We start from the raw sequence: 18,921 nt of genomic DNA on the forward strand, positions 1-18,921 counted from the left end.
GCACGTGCCCGCCGAGCGGGGAGCTTTCCCGCTCGGCGGGCACTACCGTCACCGTGACGTCAACGTGCTGCGCTGGCTCGGCGCGTACACGGCCTCGATGGTCGGCGACAGCGTCTACTTCATGGCTCTGGCCTGGGAGGCGGCCCGCTCCGGAAGCCCCGCCCAGGCCGGCCTCGTCCTCGCGCTCGGCTCCGTACCGCGCGCCGTGCTGATGCTCGGCGGGGGAGTGCTCGCCGACCGCTTCGGGCCGCGGAGGGTCGTCATCGGCAGCGACGCCGTGCGCTGCGCGGTGATCCTCGGTACGGCGGCGGCGCTGCTCCTGACCAGCCCCTCCCTCGGGCTGCTGATCACGGTGGCGCTGGTCTTCGGCACCGTCGACGCCCTCTTCCTGCCCGCCGTCGGAGCCCTGCCGCCCCGGATCGCCGGACCCGCGCAACTGGCCCGCCTCCAGGGACTGCGCGGCCTCGCGGCGCGCGTCGCCCACGTCACCGGGGCGCCGCTCGGCGGGCTCGTGGTCGCGCTGGGCGGGTCGGCCGCCGCCTTCGCCGCCGCCGGAGCGCTGTTCGCCGCGTCGCTCGCGCTGCTGTTCGCCGTGCGGATCGCTCCGCTGCCCGCCGACGGCGCCGAGGCCGTCCGCGGCACCGCCCGGCGGGAACTGGCCGACGGGCTGCGCCACATCCGCCACCACCGCGTACTCGCCCCGGTGATCCTCGTCATCGCCATCGGCGAGCTCGGCTTCGTCGGGCCGCTCAACATCGGCCTCACCCTGCTCGCCCAGCAGCGCGGCTGGGGCGCCGCCGGCATGGGCTGGATCGTCGCCGCCTTCGGCGCGGGCGCGGCTGCGGCCTCACTGCTGATCGCGGTCCGGGGGCGGCTGGAGCGCGCGGGACTCGTGCAGTGCCTGGCGTTGCTCGCCGGCGCCGTGCCCGTCGGCGCCCTCGCGTTCGTGCCGAACGCCGCGCTCGCCATCGTCGCCGGGGTCCTGATCGGGCTGTTCGCCGGGCTCGGCGGCGCCCTCGGCGCCGCACTCGTCCAGACCCACAGCGCCCCCGCCTGCCTGGGCCGCGTCACCTCGGTCCAGATGCTCTTCGCCCTGGGCCTCGCCCCGCTCTGCCATCCGGTCGTGGGCGTGGCGATCGACGCCTGGGGCACTCGGCCGGTCTTCGCGGTCAGCGCGGGAGTGTGCGCGGCGGGCGCGCTGGCCGGCCTCTGCGTCCGGGACCTGCGCCGCGCCGAACTCCCGCACTGAAGACGTCGTCCGCTACATGGCGATACCGAGCCTGGCGTCCTGGAGACGGGAGATCGCGTCCTTGTCGCCCTCCAGCTCCACCCGCGCCGCGTCCTGCCGCCCGAAGGCGAACAGCACCAGCTCACCCGGCTCGCCGGTCACCGTCACCACCGGCGTCCCGCGGTGCGCCACCGCAGTCTGGCCGTCCGGGCGCCGCAGCACCATCCCCACCGGTGACTTCCGGCCGAGGACGCGGGCCATCTTCTCGATCCGCGACCACAGGGCGTTGGCGAAGACCGCGTCGAGCTCGCGCGGCGTCCAGTCGGGCTGGGCCCGCCGGACGTCCTCGGCGTGGACGTAGAACTCGACGGTGTTGGCGGCCTCGTCGACCTGTTTGAGGGCGTACAGGGACATGCGGGGCGGACCCGTACGGATGAGCTGGATCAGTTCCTCGTACGGCTTGGCGGCGAACTCGGCCTGCACCCGCTCCAGGCGGGCCTTCAGCGGCCCCAGCATTATCCCGCCCGCGGCGTCCGCGCGGCGCTCGCGCACCACCATGTGGGCGGCGAGATCGCGGGTCTTCCAGCCGTCGCACAGCGTCGGGGCGTCGGGTCCGGCCGCTTCCAGGAGATCTGCGAGAAGGAGCCGTTCACGCTTGGCATGGGTCGACATGATGGCCAGCGTACGGCCGTTGCCCCGCCACGACCACGGCGCCGCGCGTCCAATGACCGGACGACGTCCGTGCCGGAGCCCGCGGGCGCGGCACAATGGCGCACATGACCAGCACGCCCCAGCCAGGCACCCCCCACCCGGGTACCCCCCGCCCCAGCCGCCTCGACCCCGCCGTCGCAGCCCGCCTCAAGCGCAGCGCCGACGGCCTGGTACCGGCCATCGCCCAGCAGTACGACACCGGTGAGGTGCTGATGCTCGGCTGGATGGACGACGAGGCGCTCCACCGGACCCTCACCACCGGCCGCTGCACGTACTGGTCGCGCAGCCGCCAGGAGTACTGGGTCAAGGGCGACACCTCCGGACACTTCCAGTACGTCAAGTCCGTCGCGCTCGACTGCGACGCCGACACCGTGCTGGTCCGGGTCGACCAGGTCGGCGCCGCGTGCCACACCGGCGACCGCACCTGCTTCGACTCCGACGTCCTCCCGCTCGCGCTCGCGCAGTAAGGCCACCGACACCATGGACATCGAGACCTTCCGCAAGCTGGCCGTCGACCGCCGTGTCATCCCCGTCAGCCGCAGGCTGCTCGCGGACGGCGACACCCCGGTCGGCCTCTACCGCAAGCTCGCCGCCGAGCGCCCCGGCACCTTCCTCCTGGAGTCCGCCGAGAACGGGCGCTCCTGGTCCCGGTACTCCTTCGTCGGCGTGCGCAGCGCCGCCACCCTCACCGCCCGCGACGGCCGGGCGCACTGGCTCGGTACGCCGCCCGTCGGCGTACCCGTGGACGGCGACCCGCTCGACGCGCTGCGGACCACCGTCGAGGCCCTGCACACCCCGCGCGACCTCGCGGGCGGCCTGCCGCCGTTCACCGGCGGCATGGTCGGCTACCTCGGGTACGACGTCGTACGCCGCCTGGAGAGGATCGGCGAGCACGGGCGGGACGACCTCCAACTGCCCGAGCTGACCATGCTGCTCACCTCGGACCTCGCCGTGCTCGACCACTGGGACGGCTCGGTCCTGCTGATCGCCAACGCGATCAACCACAACGACCTCGACACGGGCGTCGACGAGGCGTACGCCGACGCGCTCGCCCGGCTCGACGCGATGGAGACCGACCTCAGCCGGGCCGTGCCGACCACGCCCGCCGCCCTGCCCCCCTCCGCACTCCCGCCGTACACCGCCCTGTGGGGCGGCGAGGCATACCAGGCCGCCGTCGACGACATCAAGGAGCGCATCCGCGCGGGCGAGGCCTTCCAGGTCGTACCGTCGCAGCGCTTCGAGACGCCGTGCACGGCGAGCGCGCTGGACGTCTACCGGGTCCTGCGCGCCACCAACCCGTCGCCGTACATGTACCTCTTCCGCTTCGACGGCTTCGACGTCGTCGGCTCCAGCCCCGAGGCGCTGGTCAAGGTCGAGGACGGGCGCGCGATGGTGCACCCGATCGCCGGGACCCGGCCGCGCGGCGCCACGCCGCAGGAGGACCAGGCGCTCGCCGACGAACTGCTCGCCGACCCCAAGGAGCGCGCCGAGCACCTGATGCTCGTCGACCTCGGCCGCAATGACCTGGGCCGGGTCTGCGAGCCCGGCAGCGTCGAGGTCGTCGACTTCATGTCCGTCGAGCGGTACTCGCACGTCATGCACATCGTGTCGACCGTGACGGGCCGTGTCGCGCCGGGCCTCAGCGCCTTCGACGTCCTGACCGCCTGCTTCCCGGCCGGAACGCTCTCCGGCGCCCCGAAGCCGCGCGCCATGCAGATCATCGAGGAGCTGGAGCCGTCGCGGCGCGGCCTGTACGGCGGCTGCGTCGGCTACCTCGACTTCGCGGGCGACTCCGACACCGCCATCGCCATCCGCACCGCCCTGCTCCGCGACGGCACGGCGTACGTGCAGGCCGGCGCGGGTGTGGTGGCGGATTCGGACCCCGTCGCCGAGGACACCGAGTGCCGCAACAAGGCGGCGGCGGTGCTGCGCGCGGTGCACACGGCGAACCGCCTCTGAGTCCCCCTCCGAGCGCGGAAGGGACGTAAGGGATAGTGGAGTACGTGAGTGCCGCATCCCCCGTACCCCTTCCGATTCCGCGAAGCGAAGCCGCGCCGGCCGCCCCCACGGGCCGTCGCAGCCTCGCCGCCGCGCTGCTGCTCGGTGCCCTCGGCGCCGCCGTCGTGCTCCTCGGCTCGGGCCGGACCTGGGCCGAGGGCGCGGCGGCCGCCGGGGGCGGCAGGCTGCCGCTCGACGTCGAGGGCCAGGACGTCACCGGCGCCCCCGCGGCGCTGGCCGTCGTCGGCCTCGCCGCGCTCGTCGCGGTCTTCGCCGTCCGCAGGACGGGCCGCCTGCTGGTCTCCGTGCTGCTCGCGCTGAGCGGCGCGGGCGCCGCCGTCACGGCCTTCCTCGGCGCGTCCGGCGGAGCCGCCCTCGACGAGAAGGCCGCGGAGATGACCGGCGACGCCGCCGCGACGGCCTCCTCGCTGAGCCACACCGCCTGGCCGTACGTGACCGCGGCCGGCGGCCTGCTCATCCTGATCGCCGGCCTCCTCGCGCTGTGGTGCGGCCGGAAGTGGCCCGCCATGTCGGGCCGTTACGAGCGCGACGGCAGCCCACGGCCCCGCAGGGCGCCCGCCGCCCCGGACCCGGACCGGCCCGAGGACCTCTGGAAGGCCCTCGACCGCGGTGAGGACCCGACGCGCGACGCATGACCCCGAGATCACGCCGCCGGTCCGCGTACGGGACAATGAGTGACGAGCGCACGACTCACGGACTCACCACAGAGCAACAGCAACGAGGAGCAACTCATGGCGGGCAGCAGCCACGGACACAACCCGGCCGCCTGGACCGGTGTCACCATCTCCTTCATCGGTTTCTGCATTTCGGGCGCCTTCACGGTGCTGGCCAATCCGCTCGGCTTCTGGGCCGGAATCGTCGTGATCCTGCTCGGTGGTGTCGTCGGCCTGGCCATGAAGGCCGCGGGTCTCGGCGCGCCGAAGGAGTCCGAGGAAGCGCGGCGGGCGCGTGAAGAGGCCGGCCGGGCGCAGCCCCTGAGCCAGATCCAGACCCACTGACCCAGCGCGGATCCCGGCGCGGACGCGGTTCTGACGCGAGGCGCAGCCCCCGGGGGCTGCGCCTTTCCTCATGAGCGGGGACAATCGGCGCGTGGACGCCATGCCTTCGCCTGCCCAGCCCCCCTCGCCCGCCCCTGCCGGCCCCGCTGCGGCCCCACTCGCCCGGCGGCTCGCCGCACCGGCGGTCACGCTGGCGGGCGTCGCCGCGGCCTTCGCGTACGTCGGCGCCGTCGACCCCAACGAGCCGGGCCACTACCCGGTCTGCCCGCTGCTCCAGCTCACCGGGATCTACTGCCCCGGCTGCGGCGGCCTGCGCAGCGCGCACGCCGCCGCCACCGGCGATCTGGCCGGTGCGTTCGGTTCCAACGCCATGGCGGTCGTCGGCTACGGGGTCTTCGCCGTGCTCTGGTCCGTATGGGTGGTACGCGCGGCCCGGGGAACCCCGACGCGGATCACCCTCAGGCCCGTCCACTGGTGGAGCATCGGCGTGGTGGCGGCGGTCTTCAGCGTCGTCCGGAACCTGCCGTTCGGCTCGTCGCTCGCTCCGTGAAGTTCCAGGGAGTGGGACTGGCGCCCGGTCGGTGCGAGACCTGAGGCCTCCTGCGGATACCATTGGTATGGCTGATCCCGGCCCACCGACAGTCATCACCGTCCCGGAAGGGGACCGCTCGCGTGAGTGTGCTCGACGAGATCATTGAAGGCGTGCTCGCCGACCTTGCGGAGCGGCAGGCAAGCGTCAGTCTCGACGAGCTCAAGGACCGCGTGGCCAAGGCGTCCCCGGCCAAGGACGGAGTCGCCGCGCTGCGCGGCGACGGCGTCAAGGTCATCTGCGAGGTCAAGCGTTCCAGTCCCTCCAAGGGCGCGCTCGCCGCGATCGCCGATCCCGCCGGGCTCGCCGCCGACTACGAGGCGGGCGGCGCGGCCGTCATCTCCGTACTCACCGAGCAGCGGCGCTTCGGCGGCTCGCTGGCCGACCTGGAGGCCGTACGCGCCAGGGTCGACATCCCGGTGCTGCGCAAGGACTTCATCGTCACGGCCTACCAGCTGTGGGAGGCGCGGGCGTACGGCGCCGACCTGGCGCTGCTGATCGTGGCCGCCCTGGAGCAGGAGGCCCTGGTCTCGCTGATCGAGCGGGCCGAGTCCATCGGGCTGACGCCGCTGGTCGAGGCGCACGACGAGGAAGAGGTCGAGCGCGCGGTCGAGGCCGGCGCGAAGATCATCGGAATCAACGCGCGCGACCTCAAGACGCTCAAGGTCGACCGCGGCACGTTCGAGCGGGTCGCCCCGGAGATCCCCGCGGGCGTCGTCACGGTCGCCGAGTCCGGCGTCCGCGGCCCGCACGACCTGATCGCGTACGCCAACGCGGGCGCCGACGCGGTGCTCGTGGGCGAGTCCCTGGTCACCGGCCGCGATCCGAAGGGCGCCGTCGCCGACCTCGTCGCCGCGGGCGCCCACCCGGCCCTGCGCCACGGCCGGAGCTGACCGAAACCCCCATGACCGCTCTCCGCCGTACCGCCGCACGCACCCGGCCGGGCCTTCGCCCGCTCGCCGGGGCGCGGGCGCGCGACCCGCACGCGCCGCTGGCGCGCGGGTGCCGTCCGCGCGGGTGCCGGGCTCCGGCGCGGCGGGTGCGAGGACGCCGGGTGCGGTACCACATCGGTTCCGAGCCCGGCCAGATCAACGGCATGCGATGGCGCACCGAAGGCGCACCGCAGCGATCCGTCCTGCCCGTACGCACGCCCTGAGCGGCGTACCGGGGCGGACTCGCGCGCGGCGCATACGGTGAAGTCCACTCGTTGATCTTCCATGGGGCGCGAGCCCCTTCTGAGGAGTACGTCGGATGTCTTCTGACTTCTTCATTCCGGACCCCGAGGGCACCGTCCCCAGCGTCGAGGGCTACTTCGGCGCGTACGGCGGCAAGTTCATCCCCGAGGCGCTCGTCGCGGCGGTCGACGAGGTCGCCGTCGAGTACGACAAGGCCAAGACCGACCCGGCCTTCGCGGCCGAGCTGAACGAGCTCATGGTCAACTACACGGGCCGGCCCAGCTCGCTCACCGAGGTGTCGCGGTTCGCCGGACACGCGGGCGGCGCACGGATCTTCCTCAAGCGCGAGGACCTCAACCACACCGGCTCGCACAAGATCAACAACGTGCTGGGCCAGGCGCTGCTCACCAAGCGCATGGGCAAGACCCGTGTGATCGCGGAGACCGGCGCCGGCCAGCACGGCGTCGCCACCGCCACCGCCTGCGCCCTCTTCGGTCTCGAATGCACCATCTACATGGGCGAGATCGACACGCAGCGCCAGGCGCTCAACGTCGCCCGCATGCGGATGCTCGGCGCCGAGGTCGTCGCCGTGAAGTCCGGCAGCCGGACCCTGAAGGACGCCATCAACGAGGCGTTCCGCGACTGGGTCGCCAATGTCGACCGTACGCACTACCTCTTCGGCACGGTCGCCGGACCGCACCCCTTCCCCGCCATGGTCCGCGACTTCCACCGGGTCATCGGCGTCGAGGCGCGCCGGCAGATCCTGGAGCGCACGGGGCGCCTGCCCGACGCCGCCGTCGCCTGCGTCGGCGGCGGCTCCAACGCCATCGGCCTCTTCCACGCCTTCATCCCGGACACGGACGTGCGCCTCGTCGGCTGCGAACCCGCCGGGCACGGCATCGAGACCGGTGAGCACGCGGCCACCCTGTCGGCGGGCGAGCCGGGCATCCTGCACGGCTCCCGGTCGTACGTCCTCCAGGACGAGGAGGGCCAGATCACCGAGCCCTACTCGATCTCGGCGGGCCTGGACTACCCCGGCATCGGCCCCGAGCACGCGTACCTCAAGGACAGCGGGCGCGGCGAGTACCGGGCCGTGACGGACGACGCGGCCATGCAGGCGCTGCTGCTCCTGTCCCGCACCGAGGGCATCATCCCGGCCATCGAGAGCGCCCACGCGCTCGCCGGCGCGCTGGAGCTCGGCAAGGAGCTCGGCAAGGACGGGCTGATCCTGGTCAACCTGTCCGGGCGCGGCGACAAGGACATGGACACGGCCGCCCGCTACTTCGGCCTGTACGACACCGACGCCGCGGTCGAGGCCGACGCCTCCGCCGCCGAGGGCGCCGCCGAGATCCAGAGGGACACCAAGTGAGCGGGAACATTCAGCTGCTGGCCGACACCCTGGAGCGCGCCAAGTCCGAGGACCGGGCCGCCCTCATCGCCTACCTCCCGGCCGGATTCCCGACCGTCGACGGCGGGATCGACGCCGTCAAGGCGGTCATCGCGGGCGGAGCGGACGTCGTCGAGATCGGTCTGCCGCACAGCGACCCGGTCCTCGACGGCCCGGTCATCCAGACCGCCGACGACATCGCGCTGCGCGGCGGCGTGAAGATCGCCGACGTGATGCGCACGGTCCGCGAGGCGCACGAGGCGACCGGGGCCCCGGTCCTGGTCATGACGTACTGGAACCCGATCGACCGGTACGGCGTCGAGCGCTTCACCGCGGAGCTGGCCGAGGCGGGCGGCGCGGGCTGCATCCTGCCCGACCTGCCGGTGCAGGAGTCCGCGCTGTGGCGCGAGCACGCCGAGAAGCACGGCCTGGCCACGGTCTTCGTGGTCGCGCCGAGCAGCAGGGACGAGCGGCTCGCCACCATCACGGCGGCCGGTTCGGGATTCGTCTACGCCGCCTCGTTGATGGGCGTCACCGGCACCCGCGAGTCCGTCGGCGCGCAGGCCCAGGACCTGGTGCGCCGGACGCGGGCGACGACCGGTCTGCCGGTGTGCGTCGGGCTCGGGGTCTCCAACGCCGTGCAGGCCGAGGAGGTCGCGGTCTTCGCCGACGGCGTGATCGTCGGCTCCGCCTTCGTCCAGCGGCTGCTGGACGCTCCGGACGCGGCCGCGGGCCTGGACGCCGTACGGGCACTCGCCGGTGAGTTGGCGGAAGGCGTCCGCAGGGGCCGCGCGAACAACTGAGCGGTGTAGCCCGTACGAGTGGACCTGGACCGGGGAGGCGCGCGGGCGCCTCCCCGGTTCGTTGCTGCGGGTGTGAGTGACAAAAACCGTGACGGAAAACGAACCGCCCGTGAGCGCCTGGTGCAGGAGCGCGAGGCGCAGAAGGCGCGTGACAGGCGCAGGCGGACCATGATCGTGTCCGCCGCCGTGGTCGGAGTGCTGGGCCTGGCCGCCGTGATCGGGGTCCTCGCCGCGAACTCGGGCTCGGACTCGGGCAGCGACGACAGCGCGGGCCCCGTCGTGGTGCCCAGGGGCACGGACGCCGAGGGCGACCCGATGATCCCGGTGGGGGCGAAGGACGCGCCGTCCACGCTCACGGTCTGGGAGGACTTCCGCTGCCCGGCCTGCGCCCAGTTCGAGAACGCCTTCCGGGACACGGTCCACGAGCTGGAGGCGTCGGGACAGCTCAGGACCGAGTACCACCTGGCCACGCTCATCGACCGGAACATGGGCGGCACCGGATCACTGAGGGCGGCCAACGCCGCCGCGTGCGCGCAGGACGCCGGAAAGTTCGCGCCGTACCACGACGTGCTCTACCAGAACCAGCCGCCGGAGGTCGACGACGCCTTCGGCAGGAACAGCCGCCTGATCGAGCTGGCGGGCAAGGTCGACGGGCTCGTCACCGAAACGTTCAAGCAGTGTGTGAACGACGGGACGCACGACAGCTGGGTGCGGAAGGCCAATGAAGCCTTCGAGAAGGGCGACTTCCGAGGCACGCCGACCGTGCTGCTCAACGGGGAGTCCGTCTTCCCGAAGAAGGGCAACGAGCAGATCACGCAGGAGAATCTGAAGAAGTGGGTCGCGGAGGCGAACAGGGGCAAAAAGGCGGGGACGGCGACCGCCTCACCCGCGGCGACGCCGTAGTACGTGCGCCGGGCTCGTTATCCAGACGTTGCCGGGTGGGTTGCCGTACCTCCCACCCGGCAGGGTAGCGTCGACCCTGCCATGGAACTTGCCTATATCCCCAGCCCGTCGACCGGTGTGATCGAGCTCGGACCGATCCCGCTCCGCGGCTACGCGTTCTGCATCATCATTGGCGTTTTTGTGGCCGTCTGGTACGGCAACAAGCGCTGGATCGCCCGGGGGGGCAAAGCCGGCACGGTGGCCGACATCGCCGTATGGGCGGTTCCCTTCGGCCTCGTCGGCGGGCGGCTCTACCACGTCGTCACCGACTACCAGCTGTACTTCAAAGAGGGCCGGAACTGGGTCGACGCCTTCAAGATCTGGGAGGGCGGCCTCGGTATCTGGGGCGCCGTCGCCCTCGGCGCGGTCGGCGCCTGGATCGGCTGCCGCCGCCGCGGGATCCCGCTGCCGGCCTGGGCCGACGCCATGGCCCCCGGCCTCGCCTTCGCCCAGGCCATCGGCCGCTGGGGCAACTGGTTCAACCAGGAGCTGTACGGGCGGGAGACCGACCTGCCCTGGGCGCTCAAGATCTCCGAGGGCGTGAACCGCGAAGCGGGGACGTACCACCCGACCTTCCTGTACGAGTCGCTGTGGTGCGTCGGCGCCGCGCTGCTGGTCATCTGGGCCGACCGCCGCTTCGAGCTCGGGCACGGCCGGGTCTTCGCGCTGTACGTCGCGCTGTACTGCACGGGCCGCGGCTGGATCGAGTACATGCGGGTCGACGAGGCGCACCACGTGCTGGGGCTCCGGCTGAACGTGTGGACCTCGATCGTCGTGTTCGCGTTCGCGGTGGCGTACTTCGTGATCTCGGCGAAGGTCCGGCCGGGGCGCGAGGAGACGGTCGAGCCGGATCCTTCGGACAAGGGCGAAGCGGCTGCGGTGACTGAGGCGGAGGGTGGCGCCGATGCCGATGCCGATGCCGATGCCGATGCCGGTGCCGGTGTCGGCGACAGGGCCGAGGCCAAGGACTAGCGCCTCCGGCGGCCGGGGCCGCCGGGTTACGGCCCGGCGGCAGGGGTACGGGACGCCAGGGCCAGGGTCCGGTGGGCGGTCGCGACCACCGCCGCGTCCACGAACCGGCCGTCGGGAAGCGCCAGCGCGCCCCGGTCCGCGGCCGCCGCCTTGACGATCTCCTCGGCTTCTTCCACCTCCCGGGGAGTGGGCAGGAAGGCGCGCTCGATCACCGGCAGCTGGCGGGGGTGCACCGCCGTACGGCCCAGGAAGCCCAGGGCCCGGCCCCGGGCGCACGAGGCCGCCAGCCCTTCCAGGTCCCGGATGTCCGGGTACACCGACTGGGCCGGCGGCTCCAGGCCCGCCGCCCGGGCGGCGACCACCACCCGGCTGCGCGGCCACGCGAGCCCGGTGTCGTCCCGTACGCCCAGATCCGCGCGGAGGTCGGCCTCACCGAGCGCGATACCGCGCAGCGAGGGGTGCGCGCCGGCGATGGCGTGGGCGCGCTCGATGGCGAGTGCCGATTCGAGCAGGGCGTACAGCGGCACGTCCGGCATCGTGTTCGCGACGTACCGGACCTCGGCCGGGTCCGTGACCTTGGGGACGCGGAGGGCCGACAGGCCGGGCAGCCCGACCAGGACGTGCAGATCCGCCTCGGCGAACGGGCTGTCCAGGGTGTTCACGCGGACGTGGACGGGGGTGGAGGGCCGCTCGGTGAGCAGCTCGGCGGTCGCGGAGCGGGCGTACCCCTTGCGGTCGGGCGCGACCGCGTCCTCCAGGTCGACGATCACGGCGTCGGCGCCCGCGCGCAGCGCCTTGGCGACGGTCTCGGGGCGGTCACCCGGTACGTACAGCCAGGTCAGGGGCGTGGGTGCGGTCATCGCGTGCCGCCGGTGGCGCGCAGGGCGGCGATCTCGGCCTCGGACAGGCCGGCCTCGGTCAGGACCGCGTCCGTGTCCGCGCCGTGCGGGCGTCCCGCCCAGCGGATCGCGCCGGGCGTCTCGGAGAGGCGGAAGAGGACGTTCTGCATGCGCAGCGGGCCGAGTTCGGGGTCCTGGACCGTGGTGATGGTGTCCAGGGCGCGGTACTGGGGGTCGGCCATGACGTCCTGGATGTCGTAGACGGGGGCGATCGCCGCTTCGGCTTTCTCGAACGCGGCGAGTGTGTCGGCCCGGGTGTGGCGGGCGATCCAGTGGCCGACCGCCTCGTCGAGTTCGTCGGCGTGCTCGGCGCGGCCGCTGCCCGTGGTGAACCACGGCTCGTCGACGAGGTCGGGGCGGCCCACCAGGCGCATCACGCGTTCCGCGACGGACTGGGCCGAGGTGGAGACGGCCACCCAGGCGCCGTCGGCGGTGCGGTAGGTGTTGCGGGGGGCGTTGTTGCGGGAGCGGTTGCCGGTACGGGGCTGGACGTAGCCGAGCTGGTCGTACCAGAGGGGGTGGGGGCCGAGGACCGTGAGGATCGGTTCGATGATGGCCATGTCGACCACCTGGCCGCGGTGGGTCGTGGCGCGGGCCGTGAGCGCGGTCATCACGGCGTAGGCGGTCGCGAGCGCAGTGATCGAGTCGGCCAGGCCGAACGGGGGGAGCGTGGGCGGGCCCTCCGGTTCGCCGGTGATCGCCGCGAAGCCGCTCATCGCCTCGGCGAGCGTGCCGAAACCCGGGCGGTGGGAGTACGGGCCGGACTGGCCGAAGCCGGTGACACGGACCAGGACCAGGCGGGGGTTGGCCGCGCTCAGTTCCGCCGGGCCGAGGCCCCATTTCTCCAGGGTGCCGGGGCGGAAGTTCTCGATGATCACGTCGGTGGTGGCGGCCAGGCGGAGGAGGGCGTCGCGGCCGGTGGGGGCGGAGAGGTCGAGGGTGATGGTGCGCTTGTTGCGGCCCAGGAGCTTCCACCACAGGCCGATGCCTTCTTTGGCGGGGCCGTGGCCTCGGGACGGGTCGGGCCTGGTGGGATGCTCGACCTTGATCACGTCCGCGCCGAAGTCGCCGAGCATGGTGGCGGCGAGGGGGCCGGCGAAGAGGGTGGCCAGGTCCAGGACGCGGAGGCCGGTGAGCGGCGGCGGCGTGGCGGGAGCGGCTTCGGCGGGAGCGGCCTCGGTGGTGGGGGGCGTTCGGGTCATGGGGAGTTCTTCACCTGGGATTCGGGCTTGGGTTCAGGGCATGACGCGCCGGCGGGCGCGGTGCGGTGCGCCTCTACGAGGGTGAGGCGGGCGAGGGTGTCGAAGCCGATGCCGTCGAGGCCGGCGACGGACGTGGCCAGGCGGTTGCGGAGGGGGGCGGTCCAGTGGGCGGGGAGGGCTTCCGGGGAGCCTGCGAGGAGGCCCGCGATGCTGCCGGCGGTGGCACCGTTGGAGTCCGTGTCCCAGCCGCCGGACACGGCCCGGCAGATCGAGGCGGTGAAGTCGCCGTCGGCGTGGGTGAGGGCGGCGGCGACGAGTGCGGCGTTCGGGACCACGTGCACCCAGTGGTGGTGGCCGTAGGCGGCGTGGAGGTCGTCCACGACGGCGTCGAAGGCGGTTGCGGCGCGTGCTGCCTCGATGCCGTGGCGGACCGCTCGGGCCAGACGGGACTCCGGGGGGACGACGCTCAGGCCGGTGCGCAGGCAGTGGTGTACGTCGGTGGTGCCGGCGGCGGCTTCGGCGATGGCCGCCGCGATGAACATCGCGCCGTACACGCCGTTGGCGGTGTGGGTGAGGACCGCGTCCCGGTGGGCCTGGCCGGCGGCGGCGGCCGGGTCGCCGGGGTGCGTCCAGCCGTGGATGTCGGCGCGGATCAGGGCGCCGATCCATTCGCGGAACGGGTTGCGGTGGGTAGCGGTGTGAGGGGGTGTCAGTCCTTGGAGGAGGTTGCGGTAGGCGATGCGCTCGGCGGTGAACGTGCGGCCGGCCGGGAGTTCGTCCAGCCAGAGGCGGGCGAGGTGGGCGGTGGTGAAGGCCTTGGTGTGGCGCTGGAGGAGGAGCAGGCCCAGGAGGGGGTAGTTCAGGTCGTCGTCCTCGGGCATGCCGTCGATGTTCTCGGCGAGGGAGGTGGGCGCGGAGCGGCGGTTCCAGGGGTGGCGGGCCAGGAGGGCGGCGGGGACGCCGCGGGCGGTGAACCAGGTGCGCAGGGGCCAGTTGCCGGCGGCGGTGGCCAGGTGGCGGATGGCGGGGAGGGGGAGCTTCTCGACGGGTTTGCCGAGGAGGCAGCCGGCGGCGCGGCCCAGCCAGGCGGCGTGCAGGCGGTCGAGGAGGGGGGCCGGTTCTGGCTCCGGGGACAGCGCGGGTGCGGGGACGTGGGGACCGGTGCCGCGCCGGGGTGTCTCCTCGGGCGCCGCACGTTCGGGTACGGGTTTCTCTTCGGGGCGGTCGCGTCCGGCGCCCTGCGGGGAGCGCCCCGGCGCGCCCCCTCCCGGCGCCGGGCTCGCCGGGAGGGGCCAGGCCGGGCAGGCGGACCTGATGGCGGGCAGAGAGGTCGGTTCGGCCCGGGCCAAGGGGGAGGGGAGGTGGTGCAGTTCGTCGAGGAGGACTTCGGCCAGGGCGCGCAGGTGCGGGGGCGCGGGGGTGGCGGACACGCCCGTGACGGGGGGTGCGAGCGGGCCGCCCGCCCGGTGCCAGCGGGCGCGGATCTCTGCCGTGTCGCGGCCGTCCTCGCATGCCTGGCGGAGTTCGTGGGCGATCAGGTCCTCCGGCTGGACCCAGGTCAGCCGGAGACTCATGACGTGCCCGTCAGTGCCTCGAACGCCGTTCTGTGGGCGTCGCGGCGCTGCGTGTCCCGGACGTACACCTCGCGGGCCACATCGATCAGGGTGCGGGCGGGAGCGTGCAGGTCGGTGCGGCTCGCTTCGGCGACTGTTTTCGCCCAGTCGGAGGGGACGGCCGCCTCGCCGTGCAGCGCCCCGGAGAGGGCGCCGCTCATCGTGGCGATCGAGTCGCAGTCGCGGCCGTAGTTGACCGAGCCCAGGACGGTGTGGCGGTAGTCGCCTCCGGCCACGAGGAGCATGCCCAGGGCGACGGGGAGTTCCTCGATGGAGTGCAGGCGGGAGGGGCGGCGGGCGGCGAGGGTCGGCCTGCGGTAGTCCGGGCCGACGGTGTCGAAGGGGGCGACGGCGTCGCGGAGGGGGGTGAGCGCCGACTCGAAGTCGTGGTGGCGGACCGCCGCTTCGGCCACCGCTTCGATCGCTGCGCGGGTGCCGTCCTTGGCGAGGGAGAGGCAGGTGTCGACGACGGTGGCCGGTGTCGCGTCGGGGGCGCAGGCGGCGGCCACGGCCGCGGCGAAGACGCCGGCCGCCTCGCGCCCGTACGAGGACTGGTGGGCGCCGGCGATGTCGATCGCCTCGGCGTACGCGGATGCCGGGTTGCCCGCGTTGACCAGGCCGACCGGTGCCATGTACATCGCGGCGCCGCAGTTGACGATGTTTCCGGTGCCGGCTTCCCGGGGGTCCACGTGACCGTAGTGGAGGCGGGCGACGATCCACTTCTCGGCGAGGAAGACGCGCTGGAGGGGAAGGGCTTCCGTTTCCAACTCCGGGATGTAGACGGGCTTTTCGATGAGCTGGGGGACGAGGTGGTCGGCGATCGCGTAGGCGTCCAGGTGGTCGCGCACGGCGTCGTACACGCGGATCAGGGCGTGCGTCATGAGGGTGTCGTCGGTGATGTGGCCGTCGCCCTTGTGGTACGGGGCGATGGGGCGCGCCGTACGCCAGTCCTCGTGGAAGGGGCCGACGATGCCGTGGACGCGGCCGCCGTGCCGTTCGGTAATCTGCTCGGGGGTCCAGCCCTCGACCGGGCCGCCGAGCGCGTCGCCGACCGCCGCGCCGATCAGGCTGCCGGTGATGCGGTCTTCGAGTGTGAGGGGGGTGAAGGTCGTCATGTCCGGATCCGTTCATGGTGGAGTCGTGCGGCGAGTTCGATGAGATCGGTGCCGGCCAGGCGGGGGAGGGCGCAGCCGACCAGCGTGCGGCAGGTGTCGCGCCAGCCGGGCGGGAGCGCGTCGCCGCCGCAGAGCGCGCCGGTCAGCGCGCCGGAGAGGGCGGGGGCGGAGTCGGCGACGCGGGACAGGCAGGCGGCGGCGGGCACGGCCTCGGTGACACGGCCGCGGGCGGCGGTGGCGAGGGCGAGGGCCACGGGGACGGTTTCGGCGGCGGCGATGCCGTAGCTGTAGACGTGGTCGACGATCTGGTGTTCGAGGGTGGGGACCAGGGCGAAGGCGCCGGTGGTGGCTGCGGCCAGACGTACGGCGTGGGTCGCGTTGCGGCCGATCTCGGTGGCTTCGGGGAGCTGGGCGAGGGCGGCGTCCACGGCTTCGTCGACTCCGGCGCCGCCGAGGGCCGCCGCGACCGCCGCGGCCATGGCGCGGGCCCCGTGGACGCCGTCGCCGTCCTGGGTGTAGCGGGCGTCGAACTCGGCGAGCTCGGCGGCGGCGGCCGGGTCGCCGGGGTGGGCGGTGGCGAGGACGCAGGCGCGGACGCAGGCGGCGTCGTCGAAGTAGTGCGGGTTGTCGTGGCCGGTCGCGGGCGGGCGCAGGCCGGTGGCGAGGTTGCCGAGACCGGCGCGTACGGAGATCCGGGCGCGGAGGGGGAGTACGGCGGACTCGACCTCGGGGGCGCGGTCGGCGGCGGCGGCGACCTCGGCGGCGAGGGCGGTCCAGGCGCGGTCGACCGCGGCGCGGATCGTGCCGGGGGCGGTGTCCAGGATCGTGACGCCGGTGAAGGCGGCCCACTCCGCGTCGTCGGAGGGGCCCAGGCGCAGGGGCTCGGGGGGCTGGTTGAGGGCGATGGGGACGGGGAGGGTGGTGGTGGCGTTCTGCTCGGCGAAGGTGTCGAGTTCGCGAGTGAGGCGACGGGTCCAGTCGGGCATGCGGGCGGCGCGGTGGCGGGCGGCGGGCCAGCCGGCGGCGTCGCCCGCCGCCAGGCCGAGGAGGAGACCCTCGACGCGGCGGAGGTCCGGGGCGGCGGGGCCGGCCGGGGCGTCCGGTGTGGTCCGGGGCGCGGCCTGCGGGGGGTTGTAGGGAGTCATGAGGCTGCCGGGGGATCGTCGTCCGGGGCCAGCAGGTCCGCCACGTCCAGGACGTGGTGGCCCCGCATGGAGGGGAGGCAGCTGCCCCGTGCCGGGGCGATCGCCGACGACCAGGCCGGGGGGATCGCGCCCGTGCCGCACAGGGCGCCGGCCAGGGCGCCCGCCACCGCTGCCGTGGTGTCCGCGTCGCGGCCCATGTTGACCGCCGTGAGCACCGAGGCGGTGAAGTCGCCGTGGGACGCCGCGAACGCTCCGAAGGCCAGGCCCACCGCTTCGGGGGCCAGGTCCGTCCAGGGGTAGCCGCCGATCACCACCGCCGAGCGGACCGCGCGTTCGCCCTGCGGGGCGGCGGCCACCGCGCGGCGCAGGGAGCGGGCCGTCCAGGAGTCGGACGGGATGACCGAGAGGGCCGCAGCGGTGATCGCGGCGGCGGTGGCGCCCGTCATGGCCGCCGCCACGCCCGCCGCCACCGCCTGGCCGCCGTAGATGCCCTCGCCCTCGTGGCTCACACAGCCGTCGATCGCGACCAGGCGCGCCGCCTCCGCCGGGCGGCCCGCCGCGAAGACGCCGAACGGCGCGGCGCGCATCGCGAGGCCGTCGCTCCACGCGTGGCGGTGCTGGGCGGAGATGGGCGCGGCCAGGCCCCGGCGGAGGTTCTCCAGCGTGCCGCGTTCGCTGAAGCCCGCGCCGCGGAAGGGGCCCTCGTCCAGGTCGGCGATCCACAGGTGCCACGCGTTCTCGACGTGGGCCACGGTGAGCGCCGAGCCGTGGCGGGCGAGGAGGAGGCCGGAGAAGATGGCGTACTCCGTGTCGTCCGTACCGGCGGGGTCGGAGGACACGAAGCCTTCGATACGGCCCCAACGGCGGCGGATCTCGGAAGGCTTCATGTTCTCCGCGGGGGCCCCGAGCGCGTCGCCCACCGCCAGCCCCAGCAGGGCGCCCCGCCCCCGGTCGCGGAGCGCGCGTACGGCGTGAAGTCCGCGCAGGGCCTGAAGCGCGCGACCGTGATCGGTGCGGGATTGCATGCAGTCAACTCCCTGGGCTCGTTCCTGGATCTGTGCCACGCCAGGGCCCGGCAAAGGCTTCGAAACGTCAGCGTCACCCGGTCGGCGTGGGGTCTGAGCTGCGGGTAAGTACGGCCTGCCTTGCTGGCGGGGGGTCTGAATCGTGCGTACTTTCGATGGCGTTGAGGGGGTGGAGCGGGCCGCACACGGCCCCGCCTCCGGCGAGAGGGGAACGGGCGAAATGGCCATCATCGAGACCGAGGCGACGCTGCACGAGGCGCACCGCGACAACCACACGCACCGTGACGTGAACGGGGGTTGGCTGCGCCCCGCGGTCTTCGGCGCGATGGACGGTCTGGTGTCCAACCTGGCGCTGATGACGGGTGTCGCCGGCGGATCCGTGGGCCAGCAGGCGATCGTCATCACCGGGCTCGCCGGACTGGCCGCCGGAGCCTTCTCCATGGCGGCGGGCGAATACACCTCCGTGGCCTCGCAGCGGGAGCTGGTGGAGGCCGAACTGGACGTCGAGCGGCGTGAGTTGCTCAAGCATCCCAAGGACGAGCTGGAGGAGCTCGCCGCGCTCTACGAGTCGCGGGGGTCGAGGCGGGGCTGGCGCGCGAGGTCGCCACCCAGCTGTCCAGGGACCCCGAGCAGGCGCTGGAGATCCACGCCCGCGAGGAGCTCGGTATCGACCCCGGGGACCTTCCCTCGCCCCTGGTCGCCGCCGTATCGTCGTTCGGGGCGTTCGCGCTGGGCGCCCTGCTGCCCGTACTGCCGTACCTGCTCGGGGCCTCGACGATGTGGCCCGCGGTGCTGCTCGCGCTCGTCGGCCTCTTCGCCTGCGGAGCGCTGGTGGCGAAGGTGACGGCACGGTCCTGGTGGTTCAGCGGGCTGCGGCAGCTGGCGCTCGGCGGGGCCGCGGCGGGTGTGACGTACGCCCTCGGCGCTCTGTTCGGAACGGCCGTAGGGTGAGACGCTATGCGGGGCTTCACATAAGTAGTCTGTTACCCGGTGGTTTCGATTCCGCTAACACCGGGCATGACCCCACAACGCCGCAGGCAATGAGGCCTGCTCCGTGACGGCCGGACGCATACCGGTCTGTCCACCTGTGACCCACCT

18 protein-coding genes and 2 pseudogenes are annotated in these 18,921 nt (G+C 73.6%); 13 read left to right on the forward strand and 7 right to left on the reverse strand.

Features of this window, described 5'->3' with window-relative positions; genetic code table 11:
* Positions 1–4 precede the first annotated feature (4 nt).
* Complete coding sequence (locus BN1555_RS23975) at positions 5–1,249, forward strand: MFS transporter (RefSeq protein ID WP_255306142.1); 1,245 nt, start codon at positions 5–7, stop codon at positions 1,247–1,249.
* Positions 1,250–1,261: 12 nt separating this feature from the next.
* Here the strand turns inward: BN1555_RS23975 and BN1555_RS23980 are convergent, their stop codons facing one another.
* Entirely contained in the window at positions 1,262–1,900 is a 639-nt protein-coding gene (locus tag BN1555_RS23980) for a TIGR03085 family metal-binding protein (RefSeq protein ID WP_093801311.1), read from the reverse strand.
* Positions 1,901–2,004: 104 nt separating this feature from the next.
* Between BN1555_RS23980 and hisI the strand changes: the two genes are divergently transcribed.
* From hisI to lgt, 11 genes and pseudogenes are all read left to right on the forward strand, one after another.
* Complete coding sequence (gene hisI / locus BN1555_RS23985; RefSeq protein WP_093803599.1) at positions 2,005–2,406, forward strand: phosphoribosyl-AMP cyclohydrolase; 402 nt, start codon at positions 2,005–2,007, stop codon at positions 2,404–2,406.
* 4 nt (positions 2,407–2,410) lie between these two features.
* Positions 2,411–3,898: pseudogene (locus BN1555_RS23990) on the forward strand (anthranilate synthase component I); the annotation flags it as partial.
* 35 nt (positions 3,899–3,933) lie between these two features.
* Positions 3,934–4,593: a TIGR02234 family membrane protein gene (locus BN1555_RS23995; protein WP_093801313.1), complete on the forward strand. Its 660-nt coding sequence runs from the start codon at positions 3,934–3,936 to the stop codon at positions 4,591–4,593.
* Positions 4,594–4,689: 96 nt separating this feature from the next.
* Complete coding sequence (locus BN1555_RS24000) at positions 4,690–4,956, forward strand: HGxxPAAW family protein (RefSeq protein WP_093801314.1); 267 nt, start codon at positions 4,690–4,692, stop codon at positions 4,954–4,956.
* Between the two features lie 100 nt (positions 4,957–5,056).
* The gene (locus BN1555_RS24005) at positions 5,057–5,506 is read left to right on the forward strand and encodes a DUF2752 domain-containing protein (RefSeq protein WP_255306452.1); all 450 of its coding nucleotides are present in this window, start codon (positions 5,057–5,059) and stop codon (positions 5,504–5,506) included.
* Between the two features lie 122 nt (positions 5,507–5,628).
* Entirely contained in the window at positions 5,629–6,438 is an 810-nt protein-coding gene (trpC, locus tag BN1555_RS24010) for an indole-3-glycerol phosphate synthase TrpC (RefSeq protein WP_093801316.1), read from the forward strand.
* Positions 6,439–6,449: 11 nt separating this feature from the next.
* Complete coding sequence (trpM, locus tag BN1555_RS40520) at positions 6,450–6,701, forward strand: tryptophan biosynthesis modulator TrpM (RefSeq protein ID WP_093801317.1); 252 nt, start codon at positions 6,450–6,452, stop codon at positions 6,699–6,701.
* A 95-nt stretch (positions 6,702–6,796) separates the two neighbouring features.
* Entirely contained in the window at positions 6,797–8,089 is a 1,293-nt protein-coding gene (gene trpB, locus BN1555_RS24020; RefSeq protein WP_093801318.1) for a tryptophan synthase subunit beta, read from the forward strand.
* A complete protein-coding gene (gene trpA, locus BN1555_RS24025; protein ID WP_093801319.1) occupies positions 8,086–8,910 on the forward strand; it encodes a tryptophan synthase subunit alpha in 825 nt (274 codons plus the stop codon). Before trpB ends, trpA begins: the two co-directional genes overlap by 4 nt.
* Positions 8,911–8,982: 72 nt before the next feature.
* A complete protein-coding gene (locus tag BN1555_RS24030) occupies positions 8,983–9,813 on the forward strand; it encodes a DsbA family protein (protein ID WP_093801320.1) in 831 nt (276 codons plus the stop codon).
* Positions 9,814–9,894: 81 nt separating this feature from the next.
* Positions 9,895–10,824 carry a prolipoprotein diacylglyceryl transferase gene (lgt, locus tag BN1555_RS24035; protein WP_093801321.1) on the forward strand — a complete coding sequence of 310 codons (930 nt, stop codon included), beginning with the start codon at positions 9,895–9,897 and terminating at the stop codon, positions 10,822–10,824.
* Positions 10,825–10,850: 26 nt separating this feature from the next.
* Here lgt and BN1555_RS24040 read toward each other — a convergent pair whose 3' ends face one another.
* From BN1555_RS24040 to BN1555_RS24065, 6 genes are read right to left on the reverse strand one after another with little or no spacing between them, the layout of a single operon-like run.
* Positions 10,851–11,684: an HpcH/HpaI aldolase/citrate lyase family protein gene (locus BN1555_RS24040; protein WP_093801322.1), complete on the reverse strand. Its 834-nt coding sequence runs from the start codon at positions 11,682–11,684 to the stop codon at positions 10,851–10,853.
* On the reverse strand, positions 11,681–12,925 hold the full coding sequence (locus BN1555_RS24045; protein WP_093801323.1) for a CaiB/BaiF CoA transferase family protein: 1,245 nt from the start codon (positions 12,923–12,925) through the stop codon (positions 11,681–11,683). The genes BN1555_RS24040 and BN1555_RS24045 overlap by 4 nt, the downstream gene beginning before the upstream one ends.
* Complete coding sequence (locus BN1555_RS24050) at positions 12,922–14,499, reverse strand: ADP-ribosylglycohydrolase family protein (RefSeq protein ID WP_093801324.1); 1,578 nt, start codon at positions 14,497–14,499, stop codon at positions 12,922–12,924. The genes BN1555_RS24045 and BN1555_RS24050 overlap by 4 nt, the downstream gene beginning before the upstream one ends.
* Positions 14,496–15,653, reverse strand: a complete 1,158-nt coding sequence (locus tag BN1555_RS24055) for an ADP-ribosylglycohydrolase family protein (RefSeq protein ID WP_093801325.1) — start codon at positions 15,651–15,653, stop codon at positions 14,496–14,498. The genes BN1555_RS24050 and BN1555_RS24055 overlap by 4 nt, the downstream gene beginning before the upstream one ends.
* A complete protein-coding gene (locus BN1555_RS24060; protein ID WP_093801326.1) occupies positions 15,650–16,798 on the reverse strand; it encodes an ADP-ribosylglycohydrolase family protein in 1,149 nt (382 codons plus the stop codon). The genes BN1555_RS24055 and BN1555_RS24060 overlap by 4 nt, the downstream gene beginning before the upstream one ends.
* On the reverse strand, positions 16,795–17,823 hold the full coding sequence (locus BN1555_RS24065) for an ADP-ribosylglycohydrolase family protein (RefSeq protein WP_093801327.1): 1,029 nt from the start codon (positions 17,821–17,823) through the stop codon (positions 16,795–16,797). The genes BN1555_RS24060 and BN1555_RS24065 overlap by 4 nt, the downstream gene beginning before the upstream one ends.
* A 355-nt stretch (positions 17,824–18,178) precedes the next feature.
* Here BN1555_RS24065 and BN1555_RS24070 point away from each other — a divergent pair.
* A pseudogene (locus BN1555_RS24070) lies at positions 18,179–18,774 on the forward strand (VIT1/CCC1 transporter family protein).
* Positions 18,775–18,921 lie beyond the last annotated feature (147 nt).

Source organism: Streptomyces sp. Wb2n-11 (assembly GCF_001049855.1).
Taxonomy (GTDB): Bacteria; Actinomycetota; Actinomycetes; order Streptomycetales; family Streptomycetaceae; genus Streptomyces; species Streptomyces altiplanensis.

What these genes read in the sequence shown, in the direction of transcription:
- BN1555_RS24055 (WP_093801325.1), bottom strand. Translation starts at nt 15,653, where the DNA reads ATGACGACCTTCACCCCCCTCACACTCGAAGACCGCATCACCGGCAGC.
- BN1555_RS24050 (WP_093801324.1), bottom strand. Translation starts at nt 14,499, where the DNA reads ATGAGTCTCCGGCTGACCTGGGTCCAGCCGGAGGACCTGATCGCCCAC.
- BN1555_RS24065 (WP_093801327.1), bottom strand. Translation starts at nt 17,823, where the DNA reads ATGCAATCCCGCACCGATCACGGTCGCGCGCTTCAGGCCCTGCGCGGA.
- BN1555_RS24060 (WP_093801326.1), bottom strand. Translation starts at nt 16,798, where the DNA reads ATGACTCCCTACAACCCCCCGCAGGCCGCGCCCCGGACCACACCGGAC.
- trpM (WP_093801317.1), top strand. Translation starts at nt 6,450, where the DNA reads ATGACCGCTCTCCGCCGTACCGCCGCACGCACCCGGCCGGGCCTTCGC.
- BN1555_RS23980 (WP_093801311.1), bottom strand. Translation starts at nt 1,900, where the DNA reads ATGTCGACCCATGCCAAGCGTGAACGGCTCCTTCTCGCAGATCTCCTG.
- BN1555_RS24000 (WP_093801314.1), top strand. Translation starts at nt 4,690, where the DNA reads ATGGCGGGCAGCAGCCACGGACACAACCCGGCCGCCTGGACCGGTGTC.
- BN1555_RS24005 (WP_255306452.1), top strand. Translation starts at nt 5,057, where the DNA reads ATGCCTTCGCCTGCCCAGCCCCCCTCGCCCGCCCCTGCCGGCCCCGCT.
- hisI (WP_093803599.1), top strand. Translation starts at nt 2,005, where the DNA reads ATGACCAGCACGCCCCAGCCAGGCACCCCCCACCCGGGTACCCCCCGC.
- BN1555_RS24040 (WP_093801322.1), bottom strand. Translation starts at nt 11,684, where the DNA reads ATGACCGCACCCACGCCCCTGACCTGGCTGTACGTACCGGGTGACCGC.
- BN1555_RS24045 (WP_093801323.1), bottom strand. Translation starts at nt 12,925, where the DNA reads ATGACCCGAACGCCCCCCACCACCGAGGCCGCTCCCGCCGAAGCCGCT.
- lgt (WP_093801321.1), top strand. Translation starts at nt 9,895, where the DNA reads ATGGAACTTGCCTATATCCCCAGCCCGTCGACCGGTGTGATCGAGCTC.
- trpB (WP_093801318.1), top strand. Translation starts at nt 6,797, where the DNA reads ATGTCTTCTGACTTCTTCATTCCGGACCCCGAGGGCACCGTCCCCAGC.